This window comes from Couchioplanes caeruleus, assembly GCF_003751945.1.
GTDB classification, from domain to species: Bacteria; Actinomycetota; Actinomycetes; order Mycobacteriales; family Micromonosporaceae; genus Actinoplanes; species Actinoplanes caeruleus.
Window position 1 is genome coordinate 1,689,711 of record NZ_RJKL01000001.1, and the last position, 21,840, is coordinate 1,711,550.

At 72.1% G+C, this 21,840-nt stretch carries 22 protein-coding genes; 17 read left to right on the forward strand and 5 right to left on the reverse strand.

The features are described 5' to 3' along the window. Window positions 1-28 precede the first annotated feature (28 nt). From EDD30_RS40450 to EDD30_RS07335, 3 genes are all read left to right on the forward strand, one after another. Window positions 29-886 carry a hypothetical protein gene (locus EDD30_RS40450; RefSeq protein WP_244945156.1) on the forward strand — a complete coding sequence of 286 codons (858 nt, stop codon included), beginning with the start codon at window positions 29-31 and terminating at the stop codon, window positions 884-886. A 207-nt stretch (window positions 887-1,093) separates the two neighbouring features. After that, window positions 1,094-1,600: a hypothetical protein gene (locus tag EDD30_RS07330; RefSeq protein ID WP_071809920.1), complete on the forward strand. Its 507-nt coding sequence runs from the start codon at window positions 1,094-1,096 to the stop codon at window positions 1,598-1,600. A gap of 7 nt (window positions 1,601-1,607) precedes the next feature. Further along, the gene (locus EDD30_RS07335) at window positions 1,608-2,024 is read left to right on the forward strand and encodes an RDD family protein (RefSeq protein ID WP_071809922.1); all 417 of its coding nucleotides are present in this window, start codon (window positions 1,608-1,610) and stop codon (window positions 2,022-2,024) included. A gap of 1 nt (window position 2,025) precedes the next feature. Here the strand turns inward: EDD30_RS07335 and EDD30_RS07340 are convergent, their stop codons facing one another. Both EDD30_RS07340 and EDD30_RS07345 read right to left on the reverse strand, forming a co-directional pair. Further along, window positions 2,026-2,814, reverse strand: a complete 789-nt coding sequence (locus EDD30_RS07340) for a metallophosphoesterase family protein (RefSeq protein WP_071809924.1) — start codon at window positions 2,812-2,814, stop codon at window positions 2,026-2,028. Beyond that, window positions 2,811-4,151 carry a diacylglycerol/lipid kinase family protein gene (locus EDD30_RS07345; RefSeq protein ID WP_071809940.1) on the reverse strand — a complete coding sequence of 447 codons (1,341 nt, stop codon included), beginning with the start codon at window positions 4,149-4,151 and terminating at the stop codon, window positions 2,811-2,813. Before EDD30_RS07345 ends, EDD30_RS07340 begins: the two co-directional genes overlap by 4 nt. Window positions 4,152-4,305: 154 nt before the next feature. Here EDD30_RS07345 and EDD30_RS07350 point away from each other — a divergent pair, with 154 nt between their 5' ends. Continuing rightward, the gene (locus EDD30_RS07350; RefSeq protein ID WP_071809942.1) at window positions 4,306-5,172 is read left to right on the forward strand and encodes a M48 family metallopeptidase; all 867 of its coding nucleotides are present in this window, start codon (window positions 4,306-4,308) and stop codon (window positions 5,170-5,172) included. 18 nt (window positions 5,173-5,190) lie between these two features. Here the strand turns inward: EDD30_RS07350 and EDD30_RS07355 are convergent, their stop codons facing one another. Further along, window positions 5,191-6,624 carry a DUF2252 domain-containing protein gene (locus EDD30_RS07355; RefSeq protein ID WP_071809926.1) on the reverse strand — a complete coding sequence of 478 codons (1,434 nt, stop codon included), beginning with the start codon at window positions 6,622-6,624 and terminating at the stop codon, window positions 5,191-5,193. Between the two features lie 181 nt (window positions 6,625-6,805). Between EDD30_RS07355 and EDD30_RS07360 the strand changes: the two genes are divergently transcribed. From EDD30_RS07360 to EDD30_RS07370, 3 genes are read left to right on the forward strand one after another with little or no spacing between them, the layout of a single operon-like run. Continuing rightward, a complete protein-coding gene (locus EDD30_RS07360) occupies window positions 6,806-9,514 on the forward strand; it encodes a winged helix-turn-helix domain-containing protein (protein WP_071809928.1) in 2,709 nt (902 codons plus the stop codon). 57 nt (window positions 9,515-9,571) lie between these two features. Beyond that, window positions 9,572-10,351, forward strand: coding sequence for a polyphosphate kinase 2 (gene ppk2 / locus EDD30_RS07365; protein WP_071809930.1), 780 nt, complete (start codon window positions 9,572-9,574; stop codon window positions 10,349-10,351). Between the two features lie 34 nt (window positions 10,352-10,385). Continuing rightward, entirely contained in the window at window positions 10,386-10,628 is a 243-nt protein-coding gene (locus tag EDD30_RS07370; protein WP_071809932.1) for a hypothetical protein, read from the forward strand. A gap of 14 nt (window positions 10,629-10,642) precedes the next feature. On the opposite strand, the gene EDD30_RS07375 is transcribed toward EDD30_RS07370, so the two are convergent. Further along, window positions 10,643-11,932, reverse strand: coding sequence for a cation:proton antiporter (locus EDD30_RS07375; protein WP_170208259.1), 1,290 nt, complete (start codon window positions 11,930-11,932; stop codon window positions 10,643-10,645). Between the two features lie 137 nt (window positions 11,933-12,069). Between EDD30_RS07375 and EDD30_RS07380 the strand changes: the two genes are divergently transcribed. The 6 genes from EDD30_RS07380 to ppk2 (EDD30_RS07405) all read left to right on the forward strand — a co-directional run bounded on the left by EDD30_RS07380 (window position 12,070) and on the right by ppk2 (EDD30_RS07405) (window position 18,352). After that, complete coding sequence (locus EDD30_RS07380) at window positions 12,070-12,531, forward strand: hypothetical protein (protein ID WP_084556003.1); 462 nt, start codon at window positions 12,070-12,072, stop codon at window positions 12,529-12,531. 54 nt (window positions 12,532-12,585) lie between these two features. Then, a complete protein-coding gene (locus EDD30_RS07385) occupies window positions 12,586-13,041 on the forward strand; it encodes a DUF7144 family membrane protein (RefSeq protein WP_071802628.1) in 456 nt (151 codons plus the stop codon). A gap of 9 nt (window positions 13,042-13,050) precedes the next feature. Then, window positions 13,051-14,166, forward strand: coding sequence for an AI-2E family transporter (locus EDD30_RS07390; protein ID WP_244945157.1), 1,116 nt, complete (start codon window positions 13,051-13,053; stop codon window positions 14,164-14,166). Then, window positions 14,148-14,690: a DUF308 domain-containing protein gene (locus tag EDD30_RS07395; RefSeq protein WP_071802630.1), complete on the forward strand. Its 543-nt coding sequence runs from the start codon at window positions 14,148-14,150 to the stop codon at window positions 14,688-14,690. Before EDD30_RS07390 ends, EDD30_RS07395 begins: the two co-directional genes overlap by 19 nt. A 75-nt stretch (window positions 14,691-14,765) precedes the next feature. Continuing rightward, window positions 14,766-17,570, forward strand: a complete 2,805-nt coding sequence (locus tag EDD30_RS07400; protein ID WP_071802631.1) for a cation-translocating P-type ATPase — start codon at window positions 14,766-14,768, stop codon at window positions 17,568-17,570. Further along, window positions 17,567-18,352, forward strand: coding sequence for a polyphosphate kinase 2 (gene ppk2, locus EDD30_RS07405; RefSeq protein ID WP_084556004.1), 786 nt, complete (start codon window positions 17,567-17,569; stop codon window positions 18,350-18,352). The genes EDD30_RS07400 and ppk2 (EDD30_RS07405) overlap by 4 nt, the downstream gene beginning before the upstream one ends. Here ppk2 (EDD30_RS07405) and EDD30_RS07410 read toward each other — a convergent pair. Beyond that, window positions 18,304-18,834 carry a DUF1269 domain-containing protein gene (locus tag EDD30_RS07410; RefSeq protein ID WP_071802632.1) on the reverse strand — a complete coding sequence of 177 codons (531 nt, stop codon included), beginning with the start codon at window positions 18,832-18,834 and terminating at the stop codon, window positions 18,304-18,306. The genes ppk2 (EDD30_RS07405) and EDD30_RS07410 overlap by 49 nt on opposite strands. Window positions 18,835-19,011: 177 nt before the next feature. Here EDD30_RS07410 and EDD30_RS38865 point away from each other — a divergent pair, with 177 nt between their 5' ends. Genes EDD30_RS38865 through EDD30_RS07430 form a run of 4 tightly spaced genes read left to right on the forward strand, consistent with a single transcriptional unit; the run spans window position 19,012 to window position 21,831 of the window. Next, window positions 19,012-19,485 (forward strand): DUF6069 family protein, encoded by a 474-nt coding sequence (locus EDD30_RS38865; protein WP_071802633.1) that lies wholly within the window; start codon window positions 19,012-19,014, stop codon window positions 19,483-19,485. A 55-nt stretch (window positions 19,486-19,540) separates the two neighbouring features. After that, window positions 19,541-19,942, forward strand: coding sequence for a DUF7144 family membrane protein (locus EDD30_RS07420; protein ID WP_084556005.1), 402 nt, complete (start codon window positions 19,541-19,543; stop codon window positions 19,940-19,942). 5 nt (window positions 19,943-19,947) lie between these two features. Then, window positions 19,948-21,342: a hypothetical protein gene (locus EDD30_RS07425; RefSeq protein WP_084556006.1), complete on the forward strand. Its 1,395-nt coding sequence runs from the start codon at window positions 19,948-19,950 to the stop codon at window positions 21,340-21,342. A 12-nt stretch (window positions 21,343-21,354) separates the two neighbouring features. Further along, window positions 21,355-21,831: a hypothetical protein gene (locus tag EDD30_RS07430; protein WP_071802635.1), complete on the forward strand. Its 477-nt coding sequence runs from the start codon at window positions 21,355-21,357 to the stop codon at window positions 21,829-21,831. Window positions 21,832-21,840 lie beyond the last annotated feature (9 nt).

Below are 21,840 nucleotides of genomic sequence, written 5' to 3' on the forward strand. Positions count from 1 at the left end.
GGCGGACGCGCACGGGCAGTGTGTCGCCATGGGCGTGCGATACGAGATCTGTGTGGAGGGTTTCCTCGGCCCGGTGCTGCGTTCCGCGTTCGCCGGAGTCCGTTGCCAGGCCGTCGCCCGACAGTCGACGATCCACGCCCGCCTGTCCGCCGAGGGACTACGGCGACTGCTGGCCGATCTGGACCGCTCGGGCGTCGAGCTGATCCACGTGCGGTGCCAGGACGCCGACCCCGCGCAAGGCCGGTCACCCTCGATGGATGAGGCGGCGCCGCGCGGGGCACCGGACGATCGGCCGAGGGGTGGTTCTCGCCCTGCTGTCCGGTCGGGAAGGGAGTTGCAGCAGATGTCCATCGGTCCGGTCCAGATGATCGTCCTGGGTTTTTCCCATCCGAACTTCCACGGTGAGGTCATCGCGGAGCTCGAGAAGCTGCGCAAGAGCGACACCGTACGCGTCATCGACGCGCTCGCCGTCTACAAGGACGCCCGCGGCGACCTGGAGGTCGAGCACCTGAGCAACCTGTCCACCGAGGAGGCGGTGGAGCTGGGCAGCAAGATCGGCGCGCTGGTCGGGCTCGGCATCGACGGCGAGGCCGGCATGGAGGCCGGTGCCGCGGAGGGCGCCGAGACCGCCGCGACGACAGGCCTGCACGCGTTCACCGACGCGGACGCGTGGGACATCATCGCGGAGATCCCCGACGACAGCGCCGCGGCACTGCTGCTGATCGAACACCACTGGGCCGTACCGCTGCGCGACGCCATCGCGCGGGCCGGCGGCTACCGGATCGGCGACGGCTTCATCAGCCCCCTCGACCTCGTCGAGATCGGCCTGGCGACCGCGCAGGAGGCCAAGGAGCTGCACGACCTCGAGACCGCGGCGGCCCGCTGACGGCCGTCGCCGACGAAGAAGGAGGTACAGACGTGTTCGGATCCCGCCGGGTGGCCCGGCGCACGGCCCGCCGCACGGCGCGGCGCGTGTCCCGTCGTCGCCGCTGACAGCGCACCACCGATGCAGCCGGACCCGGGTCCGGCTGCATCCGTGTTTCATCCGTGACGGGTGGCGCGATCCGCCGGTGCGAAGCGGGATCGTCGTGGCATGACGACCACGGACCCGGCGGCGCAGCGCACGATCTCCCGGTGGGGCGACACGGCAGTGGGCGCGGCGTTCGAGGCGGAGGCGGCCGCGACCCGCCTGATCCGCGACCTCCGCCGGGTCACCGAGCAACGGCGGCGGCAGCTGGCCGAGCTGGCCGCACGGGGTGCGGCCGAGCGGGCCCGCTACCGGCGGCGGACCGCGGAAGCGGCCGAAGCGGCGGTCACGGCCGTCGCGACGTCCCCGCTGGTCGACCACATCGTGGACAACCAGCTCCAGCGCGTACTGCGCCCAGTCGTGCATGCGGTGCTCGACGACGTCCTGCTGCTGCTGGAGAAGGAGCCCGACCGGATCCGGACGCTCATCCGCGGGCAGCGCGAGAGCATGGTGGACGAGCTGGTCGGCCGGCTGCGGACCGGCGCGGAAGCCGGCGACACCGCGGTGGACAGGCTGACCTTCCGCATGTTCCACCACCCCGGCCCGAAGCCGGAACCGCCGGTCGACCTGTGAGCCCCGGGTGTCGCGGGAGTATGCCGGGCCGGTCAGCCGGACCATCGCGTACGTGCTGGACGCCGTCATCGTCGCCGTCCTGTTCACCGGCGCCATCGCCGTGGCCGGCGTGATCGCGACGGTCCTGGGCGTCCAGGAGCTGACCCGGGCCGTCGCCTCCGGCTATCTGCTGGTGTTGCCCACCCTGCTGGCGTGCTATCACGCCCTTTTCTGGGCGCTGGCCGGCCGGACCCCCGCCATGGCCCTGCTCGGCCTGCGGGTCGTCGCCGTCCGCTCCGCCCATCTGTCCTGGCCGTCGGCCGTCGTCCGCGCCGTGGTGCTGACGTGCTTTCCGATCGGCGCGGTGTGGGCCCTCGTGGACCGTCGGCGGCAGGCGGTCCACGACAAACTGGCCCGCACCGTCATGATCCGGGTGGTCCGCTGACTCAAGGCCGCCGCGGCCAGCATTGCGTATGACCGGAGAGCCAGCCGGAGGCCGCCTGATGGCGCTCCTCGACGACGACCGCCTGCTCGTCCACGCGGATCACGGTCCACGACCGGCCGACTCCCCGGGTACGCCGGCTGACCGCGGTGCCCGCCACCACCTCGACCAGCCGGTGCGCGGTCCCCGGCACCCGCACGAGGGCCGCCGCGGGCAGATGGGTGTGCCCGGCCAGCAGCAGATCCACCCGTGCGGCCGCGAGGGCCCGGAACAGCCGGCCCCGACCGGCGAGCCGGGCCGGGCCGGTTGCCCGGGGCGGATGATGCAGCGCCAGCATCCGGACCGCCTCCGGGGTTGCGGCGCCGAGGACGGCAACGACGGCGTCGCTCTGGCGCCGCGAGACCCGGCCGCTCTTCCAGCGCCAGGCCGGCGCGGTGTGGAGCCCGAGCGCGGTCAGGCCGGGCAGCCGCACCACCGGGTCGAGGTCGGACCGGACCAGCCGACGATACCGCCGGTACGGCGCCACCAGCCGCGCGGCGCTGACCAGGGGCACGTCGTGGTTGCCGAGCACCACGAGCAGGGGCCCGGGCAGCCGGTCGAGCAGCTCCCGCGCCTGGCGGAACTGGTGGACGCGGGCGCGCATGGTGCAGTCGCCCGTGACCACGGTGAGCGCCGGGCGTACGGCCGCGACGTCGGCGACCACCGACTCCACGGCATCCGGATCGTGGGCGCCCAGGTGCAGGTCCGACAGATGCGCGACGACGAGTGGGGCCCTGCGGCCCGGTGCGGTCACGCCCGGCCGGCGGGCAGGGCCAGCCGGCGCAGCCGGACCCAGTCCAGCTCGGGCCGGGGCGAGCCGGCGCCGGGGCGCCTGCGCGGCACCCGGACCCGCAGGACGCCGGGCCGGATCGTGCACCGCACCGGCGTGGGCATGGTCACGGCCTCGCCGTCGATGCCCACGGACACCGACGGCGCATCGGCGTCGATCACCGCCTCGTCGGCGGTGACGACGGTCAGCGACCCCGACCGCCGCCGTCCGCGCACCAGCCCGGCCGCGTCGAACGCGCCGCGTACCCTGACGGCCAGGACCCCGAGCACACCGCCGTCGAGCCGGAGCCGGTGACCGAGGCCGGCGATGTCGCCGGTGGCGTAGGGGTTGTTGCTGACCAGGACGGCCTGCGGACCCGCCACGACCGTGTCGCCCGCCGACAGCCGCAGCCCGGGCCCCCGCTGACCGGTGAGCAGGCCGGGCAGCAGGTCGAGGGTCGTCCGGGTCTTGTCGTCGCGGTAGGCGGGGCTCTGCACGACGGCCGCGTACGCGCCGAACGACGCGTTGTTGACGAACGTCCGCGATCCCACCATGCCCAGGTCCACGCGCAGCTCGACGCCGTCGGTGAGGGCGTCGAGGCAACTGGCGGGGTCCTCCCGGTCGAGGCCCAGGTCGAGGGCGAAGTGGTTGCGGGTGCCCGCCGAGACGACCATGAAGGGCAGCCCGTGCTCCGCGGCGATGCCGGCCACCAAGGCCTGGGTGCCGTCGCCGCCGGCGACACCCAGCAGGTCGGCCCCGTCGTGGACCGCCTGCCGGGCCAGCCCGGCCACGTCCGTGCCGGCGCCGTCGAGCAGCACGACCTCGGCGCCGAGCGCCCTGGCCCGCTGCACCAGGCCGAAGCGGCCGACCTTGCCGCCGCCGGAGCGGGGATTCATGATCAGGTACGGGCGCCGCGGCGGTGGCGTGTCGTGTTCGCGGGGCCGGGCCGCGGATGCCGACAGGGCCTGCCGTCCCGCGGCCAGGGCCGCCGACCAGAGCAGCGCGAACACCACGACGACCCAGACCAGCCGGGCGCGTGCGTACAGCACGGCGACGGCCAGCGGCGCGAGGATCACGACCGCGGCGGCCAGCCAGCGCAGCAGTCCCCGATGGGTGAGGAACCACCACACCCCGGCGAGGGCGGTCGCCATGCCCGCCACCGCGACGACCAGCAGGGCGATCCCGCCGCGCAGACCCGCCACGGCGAGCACGAGGACCGTCGCTGCGGCGGCGGCGAGGAAGGCGAAGCGCGCCAGCCACCGCTGCGCGGGCCGCGAGGCCGCCGGCAGCGCGGACGCGCTGCGGGCTCCGGAGTCGACCATGACCGCCATCCTCGCGTCCGGCCGGGAACCGCACCTCATCTCCGCAGGGTGAGCCGGCGGGTACGCACCAGTCCTATCCAGCCAGGATGAGGCGGCCGCCGAGCCCGCGGCGGACGCTGTGCCCGACCACCGGTCCCCGAAGGAGGAGGGCACTGTGTCGACGTCGACGCGCCAGCACACCACCGGCGGCAGCCCGCTGCGGCACCCGGCCGAGCTGCCGTTCTACGCCTTCATGGCGATACTCAACGTGCTCATCATCGTCGCGATCGTGCAAGCCGCCGTGATGCTGCCGTACCTGCCGGAGCGCCTCGCCGACTCCGGGTGGGCGACGGCGGTGCGCTCCGCGCTGATCGCCCTGCTGCTCCTCGTCCCCGCACTCATCGTGATCCGCGAGACGCAGCGCGCGTCGGTACGCGGCACCGCCGTGGAGCTGTCGCCACGCCAGTACGGCGACCTGTACCGCACGGCGGACGACTTCGCGCGCCGCCTCGAGCTCCGCCGCCGCCCGCAGATCTACCTCAGCAACGGCAACGGCGCCCTGAACGCCTTCGCGGCGCAGGCGACCGGCCACGACTACGTGGTGCTGTCCAACGAGCTGTTCGTGAATCTGTACCACCACAACCAGGACGGCCTGCGGTTCATCCTGGGACACGAGCTCGGCCACATCCGGCTGCACCACGTCTCGTTGTGGTACCAGCTCTCGGTGGCGTACTCCGAACGGATCCCCCTGCTGGGACCGGCCCTGTCCCGGCTGCGGGAATACTCCTGCGACCGGCACGGCGCCCATCTGTCGCCCCGGGGAATGACCGGCCTGGTGCTGCTCGCCTCGGGCCGGCACACCGAGAACGTCGTCGACGTGGACGAGCTGGTCCGCCAGGGCCGGGAGCTCCGTGGCTTCTGGGTCGGGCTGTCGCAGCTTCCGCGCTCGCACCCGTTCACCGTGCGCCGGCTGGAGCGCCTCTACCGCCTCGGCCTCTTCCACGCCCGCCTCCACAAGACCACAGCGGACACCGCACCCTAGACGCCTTCGAGCGGAGATCTAGACGCCTTCGCGGGCGGAGATGCGGCCCGTGCGGGCCGCGGCGACCAGGCGCTGGTAGGCGCTCTCGTTGCGGTCCGCGTAGGCCTCCGCGAATTCCACCAGGGCCTGGTCGAAGGCGTCGCCGTCGCCGAGGTAGGCGGACATGGCGATCCGGTCGCCGGTGCGGGCGTGGGCGCGGGCGAGGGTCCAGCCGCAGACCGCGCCGTATGTCCGCATCGCCTCGGGGTCCATGGTCGCGATGAGAGCCGAGCCCTTCCAGTCGCGCAGTTGCCGTACCGAGAAGTCGCGGGTGCGGCCGTCGATGCCCGCGAAGGTCTGCCAGCCGAGGAAGATGTCGCCGGTGGCCTGCATCAGCCGCTGGCCGGACACGACCCGCTCCCCCTCGCTGCGCCACGCGGCCGGGGGGCAGGGCTCCACATGAGGTGCCAGAACCGAGGGCATCGCCTCTTTCACCTGCAACAGCAGCGGGTCGTCCTGGTCACGGCCGCTCAGGAGCACGATCCAGCAGCGGGTGCCGACGCTGCCGACACCGACGACCTTGCGGGCCATGTCCACGAAGCGGAATGCGCGGAACAGATGCCGCCGATCTCCGGCCAGGGTCTCGGCGTACCCGGCCAGCAGGTCGCGCATCTGTGTCTCCAGATCCGCGCGATCGGTGTCGGGCAGCAGGTCGGTCAGCGGCACGATCAGCGGCGGGTCGGCCACGATGCGGCGGTGCCCGTCCACCAGCGTCGTCAGCTTGCGGAACGCCTGCATGCTGTCGCGGGTACGCGCCTTGGCCTGGGCGGCCGCGATGCGCTTGCGGCCGGCCTTGCTGAGCTGGTTCCGCAGCAGGGCGGTCACCTCCTCGAGGTCGGCGCGCGCGTACCAGACGTCCAGCTCCCGCTGCGAGGCGAACCGGTGCATGGCCTGCCGGTACCGGCCCACGGTCTCACGGACGACGGCCGCGCGTACCTTCCGGCGGAAGCCGTTGTCCCGGGCCGCGACGACCACGCTCGCCGCCAGGCGCTTGACGTCCCACTCCCAGAAGCCGGGATGGGTCTCGTCGAAGTCGTTGATGTCGAACACCAGCCGGCGCTCCGCCGAGGCGAACAGCCCGAAGTTGCTCAGGTGGGCGTCACCGCAGAGCTGGCACCTCAGTCCGGAGACCGGGGTACGGGACAGGTCGGCCGACATGACGACGGCGGCGCCGCGGAAGAAAGCGAACGGGGAGGCGAGCATCCGGCCGTATCGGATCGGCACGAGTTCGGGCACCCGGGTCGCGTCCTGGGCCGTCAGCAGCTCGACCGGATCCGGGCCGTCCTCGTCGTGCGGCAGGGCCGCGTGCGAGTCGATCGTCGTCCGGAGCCGGGCCGACCGTCCCGCCGCCATCCGGGCGTCGGGGGTCGGATAGTCCGCCGCCGCTGTCGCGACTGCCGTCCGCTCTGTCATGACGCACCTCCATGGAACGGCGATCCGGTCCGCTGAGCAGCAGACATTCCGCACGCCGCGGGACGCACCATCCTCCGGGGAGGAGTACCGCGAAATTATCCGATTCGGACGATGTGGAGGGTGAGTCCGGCGACAAGGCTGGAGGCGAAGCTCCGTGTTCACCGCACAGGAGGGAGGGCACGTGCGCGCTGATCTCGTTGTCACCACGCCTGTGATCGGTCCGGAGACGGACGGCGATCCGCTGCTGGAGTCCAAGTTCGAGATTCCCGAACGACCGCGTTTCATGGTGGCACGGCCCCGCCTGCTCGACACGCTCATCGCCCGCAGAGACGCCCCGGTCACGCTGGTGGTCGGTCCGGCGGGCAGCGGCAAGACCCAACTGGCGGCCTCCTGGGTCCGCGGGGAGGCCGCGCACGCCGCCGTCGCCTGGATCACCCTCGAGGACGAGGACGACCAGGCGTCGGGTTTCTGGACGTACGTGGTGGCGGCGCTACGCCGCGCCGGGGTCGCCATCTCCCCGGCGTTGACGGCCCTGCCCTCGCGGTCGGGCGTGGACAGATCGTTCCTGGTACGGCTGGCAGCGGAGCTGTCGGAACACGAGATGCCCCTGCTGCTCGTCCTCGACGGCGCGTCCAGCCTCGCCGGCGAACAGTGGGCCGCGGACCTGGAGTTCGTCCTGCGGCACACGAGCCCGGTGCTGCGGCTGGCGTTGATCGGCCGCTGGGACCCGCCCCTGCCGCTGCACCGGTACCGGCTCGCCGGACGACTGACCGAGATCCGCAGCGAGAATCTCGCCTTCACCACCGAGGAGGCGGCCGAGCTCCTCGCGCTGCACGGCGTCGAGCTGAGCCCGCCGAGGCTGGCGTCGCTGCTGGAGCACACCGAGGGCTGGGCGGCCGGCCTGCGGTTGTTCGCCATGGCCCTGCAGGATCACCGCGACGCCGAACATCTCGTCGACACCATCACCGGCAATGAGGCCACCATCGCGGAGTACTTCGTCGACGAGGTGTTGCGGGTCCAGCCACCGCATGTCCGGGCATTTCTCCTGGAAGCCAGCATCCTGGACACGTTCACTCCCGAGCTGGCCGAGGCCGTCACCGGGCGGGCCGACGCCCGGCGGCTGCTCGCGGAGCTCGAGCGGCGCAACGCTTTCGTCCAGCCGGCGGCCGAGTACTCGGCGACGTACCGGTTCCACCGCCTGTTCGCCGAGCTGCTGCGTGCCCAGCTCATGTGCGAGGCCCCGGAACGGACGGCGAATCTCCACGGTCACGCCGCGGTCTGGCTGGCGGCGCACGGCCAGACCGTCGAGGCGGTCAGCCACGCCGTCAAGGCGCGGGACTGGCACGCGGCCGCCACGATCGCCATCGACCACTACATGATCGGCCGGCTGGTGCTCGAGGGCCGTAGCTGCCGGCTGGGTGCCCTGCTGGGGCAGCTTCCGGACGACTGCGAGGACGCCGAGGCCGCCGTCGTGGCCGCCGCGCTGGCCCTGGCCGACGGCTCCGTCGACCGCTGTGCCCGGCATCTTGCCCGAGCCGAGGACCTGGTCATCCGCCGCGGGTGGGAGTACACCGAGGCCCTCGCCCTGGCCGACTCGGTCCTCGGCGTCCTGCTCGCGGCGGCGCGCGACGATCATCCCCAGGTGCTGCAGTTCAGCCCGGCCATCGAGCAGGCACTCGGCCGGGTGCCGGCCGCGGTGCTGACGAACCGTCCCGAGCTGCGGCTGCTGACCACGGCCGCCCAAGGTTCGGCCCACAGCCACCTCGGCGCCGTCGACGCGGCCGCGACGTGCCTGACGCAGGTCGCGACCTCCACGGCGGCCGGTTGCCGGGGCCTGGCGATCGACTCCCTCGCCCATCTGTCGCTCGTCGAGGCCTACCGGGGGCGGCTCGACCGGGCCGGCAAGCTGGCCACCGAGGCCCTCGAGGCCGCCGACCAGTGCGGGCTGGAACCTGCCCGCAGACCCGTGCTCGCCCATCTGACCCTGGCCTGGGTGGCGATGGAGCGGTACCAGGTCGACGCGGCCGGACGTCATCTGCGGGCCTCGGACCCGAGGCATCACCCGCGGACCGACGGTGTCGCAGCGGCCGCCTACGGCCTGGTGAAGTCGCGCCGGTTGCAGGCGCGTGGCGAGCTGCGAGGTGCCATGGGACTGCTCGAGGAGGCTCTGACGGCGCCCGGTCCCCCGCCTCCGGAGTGGCTCGCGCGGGAGCTGACCGTGTCGCACGGCCACCTGCTGATCGTCACCGGTCGGCCCGGCGAGGCGGTCGAGACCGTCGGCCGGTTCGCCACGCCGCATCCGGCGGAGGTGGTCGTGCTCCATGCCGCGGCCCTCGCCGCCGGCGGGGCACCGGAGCAGGCGGCCGAGACCCTCGTGCCGGTGCTGGCCTCGACCGCGCTGACCCCACCGACCTGTGTGGAGGCCTGGCTCGTCATGGCCACGATCGCCGAGCAGCTCGGCGAGGTCGAGCGGGCACGCAACTCCCTGCGGCACGCGTTGCGCGCCGCCGGACCGGAGTTCCAGCGCCGCGCCGTCCAGCAGGTCTGGGCACGGCTACGCCGGGTGCTGCGCGACGACGACGAGCTCGCCCAGCAGTACCGGCTCCTGCAGGGCGAGACGCCCGCGGTTCCACGCCCGGGCGTACGCGCGACGGATGCCGGCGGCGTGGTGATCGTCGAGACGCTGAGCCGGCGCGAGATGGAGGTGCTGCACGGCATGGCGGCCATGCTGCCGACCGAGGAGATCGCCGCCACGTTGTACGTCTCGGTCAACACGGTCAAGACCCACGTCCGCAGCATCCTGCGGAAACTCTCCGCCTCGCGACGCAACGAGGCGGTGCGCCGGGCCCGCTCGCTGGGCCTGATCGGCGACGTCACTCGCCCGGGATGACGTACCACGACGAGGGTCGGCCCAGGCTGAGTGCCGGCCGGCCGAAGGAGGACGACGATGCCCGCGAAGGCGGATCACTGTCTGCGTCCGTGGCAGGTCGAGCTGCTCAAGCTGCAGCGCCACCTGGAGGCCGAGGATCTGCGGATGATCGTGCTGTTCGAGGGCCGGGACGCCGCGGGCAAGGGCGGGGCGATCCGGCGGGTCACCCGCTACATGAACGAGAAGCGCTACCGCGTGGTCGCGCTCGGGCGGCCCACCGAGGACCAGCGGTCCCAGTGGTACTTCCAGCGCTACGTCGCCCAGTTCCCGACCGGCGGGGAGATCGTGCTGTTCGATCGGAGCTGGTACAACCGCGCGATGGTGGAACGGGTCTTCGGGTTCTGCAGCCAGAGGGAGTACCAGCACTTCCTGCGGGGCGTCACCGGCTTCGAGAAGGACCTCGTCCGTCAGGGCACCGTCCTCGTCAAGCTGTACTTCAGCGTCACCAAGGAGGAGCAGGCCCGCCGCTTCGAGCGGCGCCTGACGGATCCGCTGCGCCGGTGGAAGCTCAGCGAGATCGACCTGCAGGCCCAGGACCGATGGGACGACTTCACCAACCACAAGTACGAGATGCTGGTGCGCACAGACATCAAGGCTGCTCCCTGGCTGATCGTCCGCTCCAACGACAAGCGACGGGCACGACTGAACACCATCAAGGTCATCCTCAACGCGGTCGACTACAAGGAGCGGGCGACGGATCTCGACTTCCGCCCGGACCCGCTGATCGTCGTCCCGGGCGCGGACGAGGTCGCCCTGATGCAAGCCCAGCGCAGGCGCAGCGGCAGGTTCACGGGATGACGGATCGGCGCACCCGACGACGGAGGGAAGGCTCATGTCCGAGGCGTCATACCAGGTCAGGGTCTCCGGGGTGATCCCGGCCGAACTGCTGTCGGAACTACACGACCTGACCGTCAGCGTCGAACCGCCGGAAACCGTGCTGCACGGCTGCCTGCCGGACCAGTCCGCGGTCGTCGGCCTGATCTCCCGCCTGCACGGTCTCGGGCTGCGCCTGGTCGAGGTACGGCGGCTCCCCGCGGACGAGGACCCGGTGCCGCCGCCCGGCATCGCACGCTGATCCGCGCGCCACGGTCACGGCCCCGTCGTGGCCGCCGGCGACCGCCGCAAACGCTCGGTGGCGGCCGGCTCCCGGGTTCCCGGCTCTCCGGTGGCCGGCTCCCCGGGTGCCGGCTCCCCGCGCGGCGCGACCCGGGCGCCGAACCGGGTCGCCCACGGATCGGCGGTCAGCCCGTGTGCCACGACGCTGAGCAGCACGGTCACGACGATGACAGCGACCGCGGGCGCGGCGCGCCCGCCGAGATGCTCCACGGCGAGCAGCGCGAAGACGACGGAGGCGAGCCCGCGAGGGCCGAACCAGCCGACGAACAGGACGGCGCGAGCCCCGAAACCGGCACCGGCGAGGCTCAGGGCCACCGGGACCATCCGCATCAGCGTCAGGCTCAGCACGGCATAGAGGACCGTCATAGTGTCGATTCGTCCGTACAGCAGGGGTACGGCGATCGCACCGAAGAGCAGCCAGACCAGCAGCGACGCCAGGCCGGCCGTCTGCTCGACGTAGGACACCGCGCGCGGGCGGCCGCGCCCGGCGACGTGCCCGAACGCGATGCCCCCGGCGAAGGCGGCGACGAACCCGTTGCCCTGACCGACAAGGGCTCCGGCGTACGCCACCAGAGCGAGCGCGAGGACCGCGGGGCCCGCGTAGCTCTCGTCCGTCCAGCCCCGCCGGCTCGCCACCCGTACGATCCATCCCCCCGAGGCTCCGATCACCGCGCCGATCACCGCGCCCGCCACGAGCTGCAGCACGGCCGCGAATGCGTTCGCGTCGGCATGCCCGGGAGCCGAGGCCGCCCCGGCGAGCGCCACCATCACGATCGGCGTGACGAAGCCGTCGTTCAGGCCACTCTCGACGTTCAGGATGCGCCGGATCCGGACCGGCACCGCGGGATGGGTGATCACGACGGCGCCGAGCGCGGCGTCCGTCGGGGCGAGCGCGGCACCGATCAGCAGCGCGATCCACGGCGACCCGATGCCGGGCAACGCCCAGGCGACGGCGGCGCCCACCACCACGGTGAGCGGCAGGGCCAGGCCGAGGAGCCGGCCGTACACGCCGGCGTCCGAGCGCAGCTCCCGGACGCCGACCCGGGCCGCGTCGGAGAACAGCACCCAGGCGAGCGTCACCTCGGTGAGCACCGCGACGCCGGCCGCGCCGGCGTCCGCATCGACGTCCGAGAGCGCCGCCAGCAAGACTCCGAGGCCGACGAAGGCGATCGGCGCGGTCAGATCGGCGCGCTCCAGCCTGGCCGAGAAGGCACCCCAGGCGAACACGGCGACCGCGATCAGTGCGAGGGCGCTCGAGGTCACGACCCATCTCAGCGCGGGACGCCGGCGGGTGGATCGTCCGCCGCGAATGGTGGCGTCCGCATCTCACTCGCGGCGGATGGCGCGGCGGAATTCACCGCCGGGCGAGCATACGGCGACAGCCGAGCGGAGGAGGTCCCGTGCTGATCTCACTGGTGATCGTGGCCCTTCTCGCCGCCGCCATCGGCGCGGACATCGCCGCGTGGCGCAGCCGGCGGCGCTTCGTCGACTCCGGAGAGGCCTTCCGGTGCCGGATCCGTACCTGCGGGTACCCGTCGTCGACCTGGCCCCGGCTCGGCCGGCGGTGGTCCCGGCGGATGTGGGCGACCTGGATCGACGACGTGTTGACGGTCCGTCGTGGACCGGTGTTCGGCCGGGTCATCTCGCTGCGGGCGCGGGTGTCGGCCGGCGTCTACACCCTCGCCACCGGCGATGCGAGGCGGTGCGGGCCGCACCCGATCGCCGTCTGCCTGCTGATTCCGGACGGCTGCCGGATGGAGATCGCCACGGACGGCGAGGCGCGCCTGGCGCTCGTCGGGCCGTACGTGGCGGCGGCGGTCAACGACCTGCCCCGGGCGCCGATCCGCCGGCGTCAGACCTGACGTCCGGCCGCACGGCCGGACGACCGGACCGAGGAGAGGAAAGGTGACATCACCATGTCGGACACGCAGCAGAGGCCGCCCGGCTACACCCCCGACGAGCCGTACGAGGTGCCGAGTGGCCGCCAAGCCACCGCCTGGGTGGGCTTTGTGTTCTTCGGCGCCATCATGCTGTTGATGATGGGCAGCTTCCAGGCCATCGAGGGCTTCGTCGCGCTCTTCAAGGACGGCTACTACCTGGTGGCCGAGGACGGCCTCGTTCTCACCATCGACTACACGGCGTGGGGCTGGACCCATCTGTTCCTCGGGCTCGTCGCCGTCGCCGTCGGACTCGGCATCCTGCTCGGCCAGATGTGGGCGCGCGTGCTCGGCATCGTGATCGCCGTCCTGAGCGCGCTGGCCAACATCGCGTTCCTGCCGGCGTACCCGGTCTGGTGCACGATCGTCATCGCGATGGACATCCTGATCATCTACGCCCTGGCGGTGCACGGCCGCGAGGTCAGGTCCCGCTGAGGATGCATGGTGAATCGCACTACGGCGCCACACCATCACCTGCCCGGCACCACGGAGAGCGGCGTGCCGGTCATGCCGCGCGGGGTGGTCGTGCTGCTCGGCCTGGCGTGCGTCGTGGTCACGGTGGCCGGCCTGCGGTCGGTCTCCGACCTCCTCGCCCCGGTCGCCCTGGCCCTGATGCTCACCGTCACGGCGAGCCCGCTGACCACCTGGTTGCGCAGGCTCGGCGCGCCGGCCTGGGTGGCCGGTGCGGCCCTCGTCGCGACGGTGTACCTGGTGTTGTTCGGGCTGGGTGGCGCCGTGGTGCTCGCGGTCGCCCGCCTGATCGACCTCATGCCGGCCTACCAGAGCCAGCTCGCGGAGTTGCGGGCCGACGTGACCGGCGCGCTCGGCGCCCTGGGCGTCGACGCGGAACGCCTGCGGAACGTGGCGGAGATGATCGATCCGAGCGGTGTCGCCGATCTCGTGCAGGCCGCGCTCGGCGGCGTGCTCGGGGTGCTGTCCAACGGCGTCTTCCTGGTCGCGGTCCTGCTGTTCCTGTGCCTCGACGCCGTCCGGTTCCCGGCCCGGCTCGAGGTCGCCGCGGCCGAGCGGCCGGAGGTCGTCGGCGCGCTGCGCTCCTTCGCCCGGGGGACCCGTCGCTACCTGATGGTGTCGACGGTCTTCGGACTGATCGTCGCCGTCATCGACACCCTGGCCCTCTGGGCGCTGGACATCCCGCTGCCGCTGTTGTGGGGGCTGCTCTCCTTCATCACGAACTACATCCCCAACATCGGCTTCGTGGTGGGTCTGGTGCCACCGGCGCTGCTCGCACTGCTGGAGGGCGGTCCACAGCAGATGATGATGGTAATCGTGCTGTACTGCGTGATCAATTTCGTGATCCAGTCGGTGATCCAGCCGAAGATCGTCGGAGCTGCGGTCGGCCTCTCGGCCACCATGTCCTTCCTGTCCCTGGTGTTCTGGAGCTGGGTGATGGGGCCTCTCGGTGCCCTGCTGGCGATCCCGCTGAGCCTGCTCGCCAAGGGCCTGCTGGTGGACATCGACCCGGCGACGCGCTGGATCGGCTCGCTGATCTCCGCGGGAAACCCCTCGAGGGAGGAAGATCCATGCATCGCGAAACCTTGAGACTGATCCTCGGCCTGTTCGCCATCGCCGTCGGTGCCGCCGCCTTCGCCTGGCCCTCCGCCACCGTCCAGGTCGTCGGCTTCCTCTTCGGACTGAATCTGGTGGTGACGGGCTTCATCCGGGCCGCGCTGCTGTTCTTCGTCCCGGACTACCCGCTGATCTACCGCGTCGTCGGCATCGTCTTCGGCGTCCTCACCGGGATCGTCGGGATCCTGTGCCTGCGCAACGTCGCGGGTTCGGTGATCCTGCTGCTGGTCGTGATCGCCATCGGCTGGCTGCTGGACGGCCTGGTGGAGCTCTTCACGGCCATCGGCACCCCGGCCGCCCACGGCTCGGGCTGGCGGATCGGCAGCGGCCTGCTGATGATCCTCGGCGCGATCGCCGTCCTGGTGTGGCCGAGGCTCGGCCTCGCCACGTTCGTCGCCGTCGGGGCCACGGTCCTGGTCTTCGTCGGCATCGTCCAGGTGCTCGGCGCGATCGCCGGGCTGCGGGCGGCCCGCAGGGAAACCATCCCCGCCGGGTGAGGGATCGCCTCCGGACGGCCACGAAGGTGGAGCCCGGCCGGGCGGTTCCCGGCCGGCATCGGCAGGGGGCACGCCATGAGCGACGGCACCAGCACGATCGACCACCCGCGCGCCGACCCCGCGGACGGACGCCAGCCCTGGTTCGCCCGGGCGGCGAACGCCGCGGTCGCGGCGTTGCGCAGCGACGCCGACCGGGGGCTGGGCCGTGGTGAGGCGGCGAACCGGTTGCGCCGGTACGGTCCCAACCGCATCGCCGCCGAGAAGCCACCCTCGGCGTGGGCCACCGCGCTGCGGCAGATGCGGGATCCGATGAACATCATGCTGGTGGCCGTCGTCGTCGCCGGCGTCCTGATCGGCGAGATCTCCACCTCGATCATCGTGGGACTGCTCCTGATGCTCAATGTGGTGCTGGGGTCCCGGCAGGAGCTCAAGGCACGGGCCAGCGTGGACGCCCTGTCCCGGATGCAGGTGCCCGAGGCCGGGGTGTTCCGCGACGGCGAGCTCACGCTGGTGCCCGCGGTCGACGTCGTTCCCGGCGACATCGTCCGCCTGGAGGCCGGCGATCTGGTTCCCGCCGACGGGCGCATCCTGCGCTCCGCGACGCTGGAGACGCAGGAGGCGGCGCTCACCGGGGAGAGCGCGCCGGTCGCCAAGGACGCCCGTACCCTGCCCGGCGAGGACGTCGCGCTCGGCGACCGGACGAGCATGCTGTTCCAGGGCACCTCGGTGACCCGGGGTACGGCGACCATGGTCGTCACGGCGACCGGCATGCGCACCGAGATGGGCCGGATCGCGACGATGCTGAGCACCGTGCACCGGACCCGGTCGCCGCTGCAGCGCGAGCTCGACTCGCTGACCAAGGTCCTCGGCATCGTCGCCTGGAGCGCGGTCGCCTTCATCGTGATCGTGGGCTGGTGGCGCGGCATGCCGTTCGACCAGCTCCTGCTGCTGGGCACCGCCATGGCCATCTCGGCGATCCCCACCGGCCTGCCGGCCTTCGTGGCCGGTCTGCTCTCGTACGGCGCCAAGAGCCTCGCGGAGGCGAAGGCCATCGTCAAGAACCTCACCGACGTCGAGACGCTCGGCGCCACCAGCGCCATCAACACCGACAAGACCGGCACGCTGACGATGAACGAGATGATGGTCTCGGTCCTCTATGCGCACGACGCCTGGTACACCGTCAGTGGCGAGGGCTACCGCAAGTCCGGCACCATCACGTCGGCGGCGGGGGCTCCGGTACCCGACTTCACCAGGCTGGCCCTGGGGCTCACCCTGGACAGCGACGCGACCGTCGGCGACGACGGCGCCGTGGTGGGCGATCCGACCGAGGCCGCGCTGGTGGTGCTGGCCGCCAAGCTCGGCGTGAACGCCGCGGAGACGCGGCGCAGCTATCCGCGGCTGGCCGAGGTGCCGTTCGACTCGGACTACAAGTTCATGGCCACGTTCCACCGGTACACGGTGGCCGGCACCGAGCGGGTCGTCGCCCTGGTCAAGGGTGCCCCGGACGTGGTGCTGGCGCGCTGCGCCACGGCCGGTGGCCCGTTGAGCGGTTCGCCGGTGCCGATCGAGGCGGCCCGCGCCGACATCGCCGCCGCGAATCGGCGCATGGGCGAGAAGGGGCTGCGGGTGCTCGCCTTCGCGGCCCGTCTCATCGGCCCCGACGAGGTTCCGGCGCTCACCACGGACCCGATGTCGCTCATACGGAACCTGAGTTTCGTCGCCATGGCGGGGATGATCGACCCGCTGCGCGCGGAGGCCGGGGACGCCGTACGCACCGCGCTGGCGGCCGGCATCGACGTCCGGATGATCACCGGCGACCACGCCGTCACGGCCCAGGCCATCGGTGCGAACCTCGGACTGGGACCGGGCGCGATCAGCGGCAGCGAGCTACGAGAGCTGTCCGACGACGAGTTGGCCCGGCGGCTGCCGGAGCTCCACGTCTTCGGCCGGGTCTCGCCCGAGGACAAGCTGCGCCTCGCCCGGTCGATGCAGGAGCAGGGCCTGATCGTCGCGATGACCGGGGACGCGGTCAACGACGCCGCGGCGCTGAAGCAGGCCGACATCGGCGTGGCGATGGGCAGCGGCAGCGAGGTCACGAAGCAGGCCGCGCGGATGATCCTCACCGACGACAACTTCGGCACGCTGGTCCGCGCCGTCGAGATCGGCCGCCGCGTCTACGAGAAGATCGTCGCGTACGTGCGCTACCAGATGACTCAACTCCTGGGTCTGGTGATGCTGTTCGTGGCGGCCACCGCCTTCAACGTCAACCAAGGTGTGGCGCTGACCCCGTCGATGGTGCTCTACCTGTTCTTCTGCGCCACCGCCGTCGGTGTCGTCATCATCGCCGTCGATCCGGGCGACCCCGAGGTCATGCACCGGCCGCCTCGGAACCCCGCGGTCCCGATCACCAATCGCGCCGCCGTCCTGTTCTGGATCCTCTATGCGGCCGTGCTCTTCCTCGCGGCGTTCGCGCCCCTGGTGGCCGGCCCGGACCGGCCGCGCCCCGACGCGCCGAGCGCCGCCATGACCATGACCTTCGTGGTCATGGGCCTGAGCACCGTCGGCAACGCCCTCGTCAACCGCCGCGATCCCGCCGGTGGGCTGCTGCCGCCGGTGCTCAAGGCCGCGGCGATCGCACTGATCCCGATCGGCCTGGTCGTGCTGGCGACACGCGTCGACTTCCTGCAAGAGAGCCTGCTGACCCAGGCGCTGACCGGACGGCAGTGGCTGGCCTGCCTCCTGCTCGCCCTGGCGCTGCCGCTGACCGTCGAGGTCGCGAAGGGGATCCGGCGCGTCCACGCACCGCGGGTGGGCCTCGACGCCGGACGCGCGATCGCACCCGCGAGAGCCCGGACCGGCGCGATGAGGAGAAGCTCATGACCAGGCAGGAACGGATGAAGAACAAGCCGTACCAGCGGGAACTGCGCCGCCTGCACGGAGAGCTGGTCGCCATGCAGGAGTGGGTGAAGGCCTCCGGTGCCAAGATCTGCATCCTCTTCGAGGGTCGCGACACCGCCGGCAAGGGCGGCACGATCAAGGCGATCACGGAGCGGGTCAGCCCTCGGGTCTTCCGCGTCGTCGCGCTGCCGGCGCCGACCGAACGGGAGCGGTCCCAGATGTACCTTCAGCGGTACGTGCCACATCTTCCGGGCGCCGGCGACGTGGTGATCTTCGATCGGAGCTGGTACAACCGCGCCGGGGTGGAACGGGTCATGGACTTCTGCACCGAGCAGCAGACCCACGACTTCCTCCAGGCCGCGCCGGGCGTGGAGCGGGCCATCGTGGACTCCGGCGTCATCCTGCTCAAGTACTGGCTGGAAGTCAGCCGGGAGGAGCAGACGCGGCGCCTGGAGAGCCGCATCAACGACCCCCGCAAGGTCTGGAAGCTGTCCGATCTCGACCTTCGCTCGTACGCTCGGTGGTACGACTACTCCCGGGCGCGCGACGCCATGTTCCGCGCCACGGACACCGCCTGGGCACCGTGGTACGTGGCGGACACCGACGACAAGAAGCGCGGCCGTCTGAACATCATCAGTCATCTGCTCAGCCGCGTTCCCTACCTGCCGCTGCCGCCGAGCGACGTGACCCTGCCGAAGGGGCAGAAGGCCGGCGGCTACCGCGAGCCCGACGTGTCGGTACGGCGCGTTCCCACGCCCTTCTGACCGCCGAACGTCTCGAACAGGACGTCGCGCTCGGCGTCGGTGAGGTTGGTGGCGATCAGGGTGCTCCGCATGCCTCGGAACCGCTCCCCCAGCCGGTCGAGGTCGCCCTGCTCCGTGACGGCGAACAGCGCCGACGTCCCGGCGGTCACCTCGGAGCGGATCTTCTCGAGCTGGTCCTTGGTGATGCCGGCATCCTCGATCACGCTGCCGAGGGCGCCGAGCGCGGCCCCGGCCAGGCCACCGACGAGCGGCACGAAGAACAGGGTGCCGATCAGCAGACCGAACACCGCGCCCCAGCCCGCCCCCTGCCACATACCCTGGCGCCCGTGGGCGGTCGTGGGGTGGTCCGCGTCCGACGGCCACCGGACGATCGCATAGTCCTCCACTTTGACCAGACCGTCCAGTTCCGCGCTCCGCAGGATGTGCTCGGCGCGGTCCGCGCCGTCCGCGTCGTCGAACTTCCACACGGTGAACGTTGTCATCGCCGGCTCCCGGTCTCGGTGTGCCCCGCGCCGTACCGCCCGGGACCTGCCGATCCCATCGTGGCCGGTGACCCGCCGGCCACCCTCATCCCCACCGGATGAGGCACGTCCGGCGCCCGCCCGGGACCGTCGACCCACGGGCGGCCGTAGGCGCCGCCATGGGCGAGGAGGGACACCATGACGGCGATGCACCAGTCCGCGAGCCCCCAGCCGCGCGCCATGGTCAGTGCCGGCCGGCTCTGGGCCGGTGGCGGGGCGACCGCCGTCGTGGCGGCACTCATCGCGATCGTCGGGATCCTGGTCGGTCGCGGCCTGTTCGGCGTCGAGGTCCTCGCCCCGAAGGGCGCGGGCATCTGGGGCGACGCCAGCACCTTCTGGTACGCCTTCGGCGCGGCGATGCTCAGCCTCGTGGCGACCGGTCTCATGCACCTGCTGCTGCTGTTCACCCCGCGGCCGATGCTGTTCTTCGGCTGGGTGATGACGCTGGCGACGGTGGTGGCGATGCTGGCGCCGTTCGTCACCGACAACGACCTGGGTTCCCGGATGTTCACCGCGGGCCTCAACTTCATCCTCGGCGTCGCCATCGGCTCGCTGGTGGCGGGCTCCGCGCACACGGCCGTCCGCACCGTGCCCGCGCCGCGCCGGTACTGACAGGAACGGACGCGTCATGACACACAGTCAACGACTCCAGGCTGAGGAACCTGAGGTGACGACGGCGTGGCTCGGTTGGGTGGTCTTCATCGGCATCCTCCTGTGCGCCGCGGGCCTGATCAACGCCGTCCAGGGTCTCGTCGCGGTGTTCGACGACGGCTTCTACCGGGCGTCGACGTCGGCCCTGGTGGTCGACGTCGACTACGTGGTGTGGGGATGGGCGTTGCTGATCTTCGGTATCACGCTCCTGTTCGCCGGCGCGGGAGTCGTGCTGGGCTACCGGTGGGCCCGGGTCGTCGGGGTGGTGGTGGCGTCCATCAACGCCCTGGTGAATCTGGGGTTCGCGACCGCGTACCCGACCTGGACGATCCTCGCGGTGTGCTTCGACGTGTCGGCGATCTATGCCCTGATCGTCCACGGTGGTGCGGCCAGGGCGCTGCGGGTCGGTCGAAAATGACGGACATGTACGAGCATCCCGCCGCCTCCGACGAGCTCTCGCGGCTGCGCGCCGAGATCTCCACACTGCACGCCCGGCTCGACACCCGGCAGCGGCGCGCGGCCGCCGTCAGCGCACTGCGCCGGGTCACCGCCGCCGTCCTCGTCGCTCTCACGGCCTTCGCCCTGGTCGCGAGCGTGGTGGGGGTCTGGGCGGCCACCACCGTGCTCGACACCGACCGCTGGGTCGCGACGGTGGCGCCGCTGCCCCGGGATCCCCAGATCTCCGCGGCCGTCGCGGAGTACACCACGACCACGATGTTCGAGGCCGTCGACGTGGAGCAGCGGGTCCGTGCGGTCCTCCCCGAGCAGGCGGCGTTCCTCGCGGCGCCGGCCACGGGCCAGCTTCGCGGCACCGTACGCTCGACCGTCGACGACATCCTCCAAAGCGAGCGCTTCGCCGGCATCTGGACCGAGCTGAACCGCCGGGCGCACCAGCGCGCCCTCGCCGTCATCGAGGGGACCAGCACCGTCGTGGTCGGCCGGACGGACCGGGTCGAGATCGACCTGTTACCCCTGATCAACCAGGTGCTCCGGCAACTGAGCGCCCAGTTGCCGGAGCTGTTCGGCAAGCAGCTCTCGCTCCCGGACCTCACCAGCGGTGAGATCCCCGAGAATCTGCGGGTCCGGGTGCAGGAGGCGCTCGGGGTGACGCTGCCGCAGAACTTCGCGCAGTTCACCGTCTACGACTCCGGGCAGCTCTGGGCCGCCCAGCAGGCGGTGGCGACGGCCAAACGCGATCTGCTCCTCGGCGTGATCGGCACGGTCGTCCTGCTGGCCCTCGCGCTCCTGGTATCGCCGCACCGCCGGCGTACGCTGCTGCAACTCGGTCTCTGGCTGGTCGTCGCCGCCGTGGCGGTGACCGCGGCGCTGCGCGTCGTCCGCGCCGAACTGCTCGACAGGGTCCCGGCCGGCGTCTATCGCGACGGTGTCGCGGCGACCTTCACGAGTGTCTTCGGGCCGCTGCGCACCCGGGGTGTGCAGGTCATCGTGCTGGGCGCCGTGCTGGCCCTGGTGATGTACCTGATCGGTCCGGGCCGATGGCCGAGGTGGCTGCGCGGTCACGCCGCCGCCGGGCTGCGCGCCGCCTGGCGGGCGACCCGCGCCGGCGGTCGCGCCCTGGTCACGCGTGGCCCCGGCTGGATTGCCGCCCACCGGGACGCGTTGCGCGTCGGCGGTGTCGTCACGGCCGCCGTGCTCGCATTGCTGATGTCCTCCTGGACCTCCCTGCTCGTGGTCGCGCTGGTGCTGGCGGTGTACGAGGTGGGCGTCACGGTGGTCGCCCGGCCGGGCCGGACCGCGACGAGCGCGGCCGTCCCTGTGGCCGCCCGGCCGGGCGGCGCCGCCACGAGCGCGGGCTGAGCGGGCGCCGCGGTGAGGCCGGCGCACGACGTCGAGGAGGCCACCGCGGCGGGACTCTACGGGATCATCGTGAGCGCCGCCGTCATGGCCGCCTCGCACGCGCCGACGGCCGGGGCCACCGTGGTGACGGTGGTCGTCACCCTGACGGTCTACTGGGCCGCCGAGCGTTACGCCCGGATCCTCGCCGAGCGCATCCACGCGGGTCACCGCCCCCGCTGGGACACCATCCGCAGGCAGATGACGACCGGATGGGAGATGATCACCGCCTCGCTCCTGCCGCTCGGCGTCCTCGTCGTGGTGTGGCTGACGCGGCGTGACCTGCGCACGGCGGTGGTGTCGGCGCTGGTGTGCAGCACCGTCCTGCTCTGCCTGGCGGGCTGGCGTATCGGCCGGCAGGGCCGGCTCTCCACGCGGGAACAGCTCGTCTGCACCGTGGTGGCGGGGCTGTTCGGCGTGGCGATGATCGTCCTGAAGGCGCTGCTCCACTGACCCGGCCGT

Bases quoted from the DNA above. Each gene is read 5' to 3' on its own strand.
- ppk2 (WP_071809930.1), top strand. From the start codon at position 9,572: ATGCCCGCGAAGGCGGATCACTGTCTGCGTCCGTGGCAGGTCGAGCTG.
- EDD30_RS07395 (WP_071802630.1), top strand. From the start codon at position 14,148: ATGCATCGCGAAACCTTGAGACTGATCCTCGGCCTGTTCGCCATCGCC.
- EDD30_RS07400 (WP_071802631.1), top strand. From the start codon at position 14,766: ATGAGCGACGGCACCAGCACGATCGACCACCCGCGCGCCGACCCCGCG.
- ppk2 (WP_084556004.1), top strand. From the start codon at position 17,567: ATGACCAGGCAGGAACGGATGAAGAACAAGCCGTACCAGCGGGAACTG.
- EDD30_RS38865 (WP_071802633.1), top strand. From the start codon at position 19,012: ATGACGGCGATGCACCAGTCCGCGAGCCCCCAGCCGCGCGCCATGGTC.
- EDD30_RS07410 (WP_071802632.1), bottom strand. From the start codon at position 18,834: ATGACAACGTTCACCGTGTGGAAGTTCGACGACGCGGACGGCGCGGAC.
- EDD30_RS07345 (WP_071809940.1), bottom strand. From the start codon at position 4,151: ATGGTCGACTCCGGAGCCCGCAGCGCGTCCGCGCTGCCGGCGGCCTCG.
- EDD30_RS07355 (WP_071809926.1), bottom strand. From the start codon at position 6,624: ATGACAGAGCGGACGGCAGTCGCGACAGCGGCGGCGGACTATCCGACC.
- EDD30_RS07385 (WP_071802628.1), top strand. From the start codon at position 12,586: ATGTCGGACACGCAGCAGAGGCCGCCCGGCTACACCCCCGACGAGCCG.
- EDD30_RS40450 (WP_244945156.1), top strand. From the start codon at position 29: ATGGGCGTGCGATACGAGATCTGTGTGGAGGGTTTCCTCGGCCCGGTG.
- EDD30_RS07330 (WP_071809920.1), top strand. From the start codon at position 1,094: ATGACGACCACGGACCCGGCGGCGCAGCGCACGATCTCCCGGTGGGGC.
- EDD30_RS07425 (WP_084556006.1), top strand. From the start codon at position 19,948: ATGTACGAGCATCCCGCCGCCTCCGACGAGCTCTCGCGGCTGCGCGCC.
- EDD30_RS07370 (WP_071809932.1), top strand. From the start codon at position 10,386: ATGTCCGAGGCGTCATACCAGGTCAGGGTCTCCGGGGTGATCCCGGCC.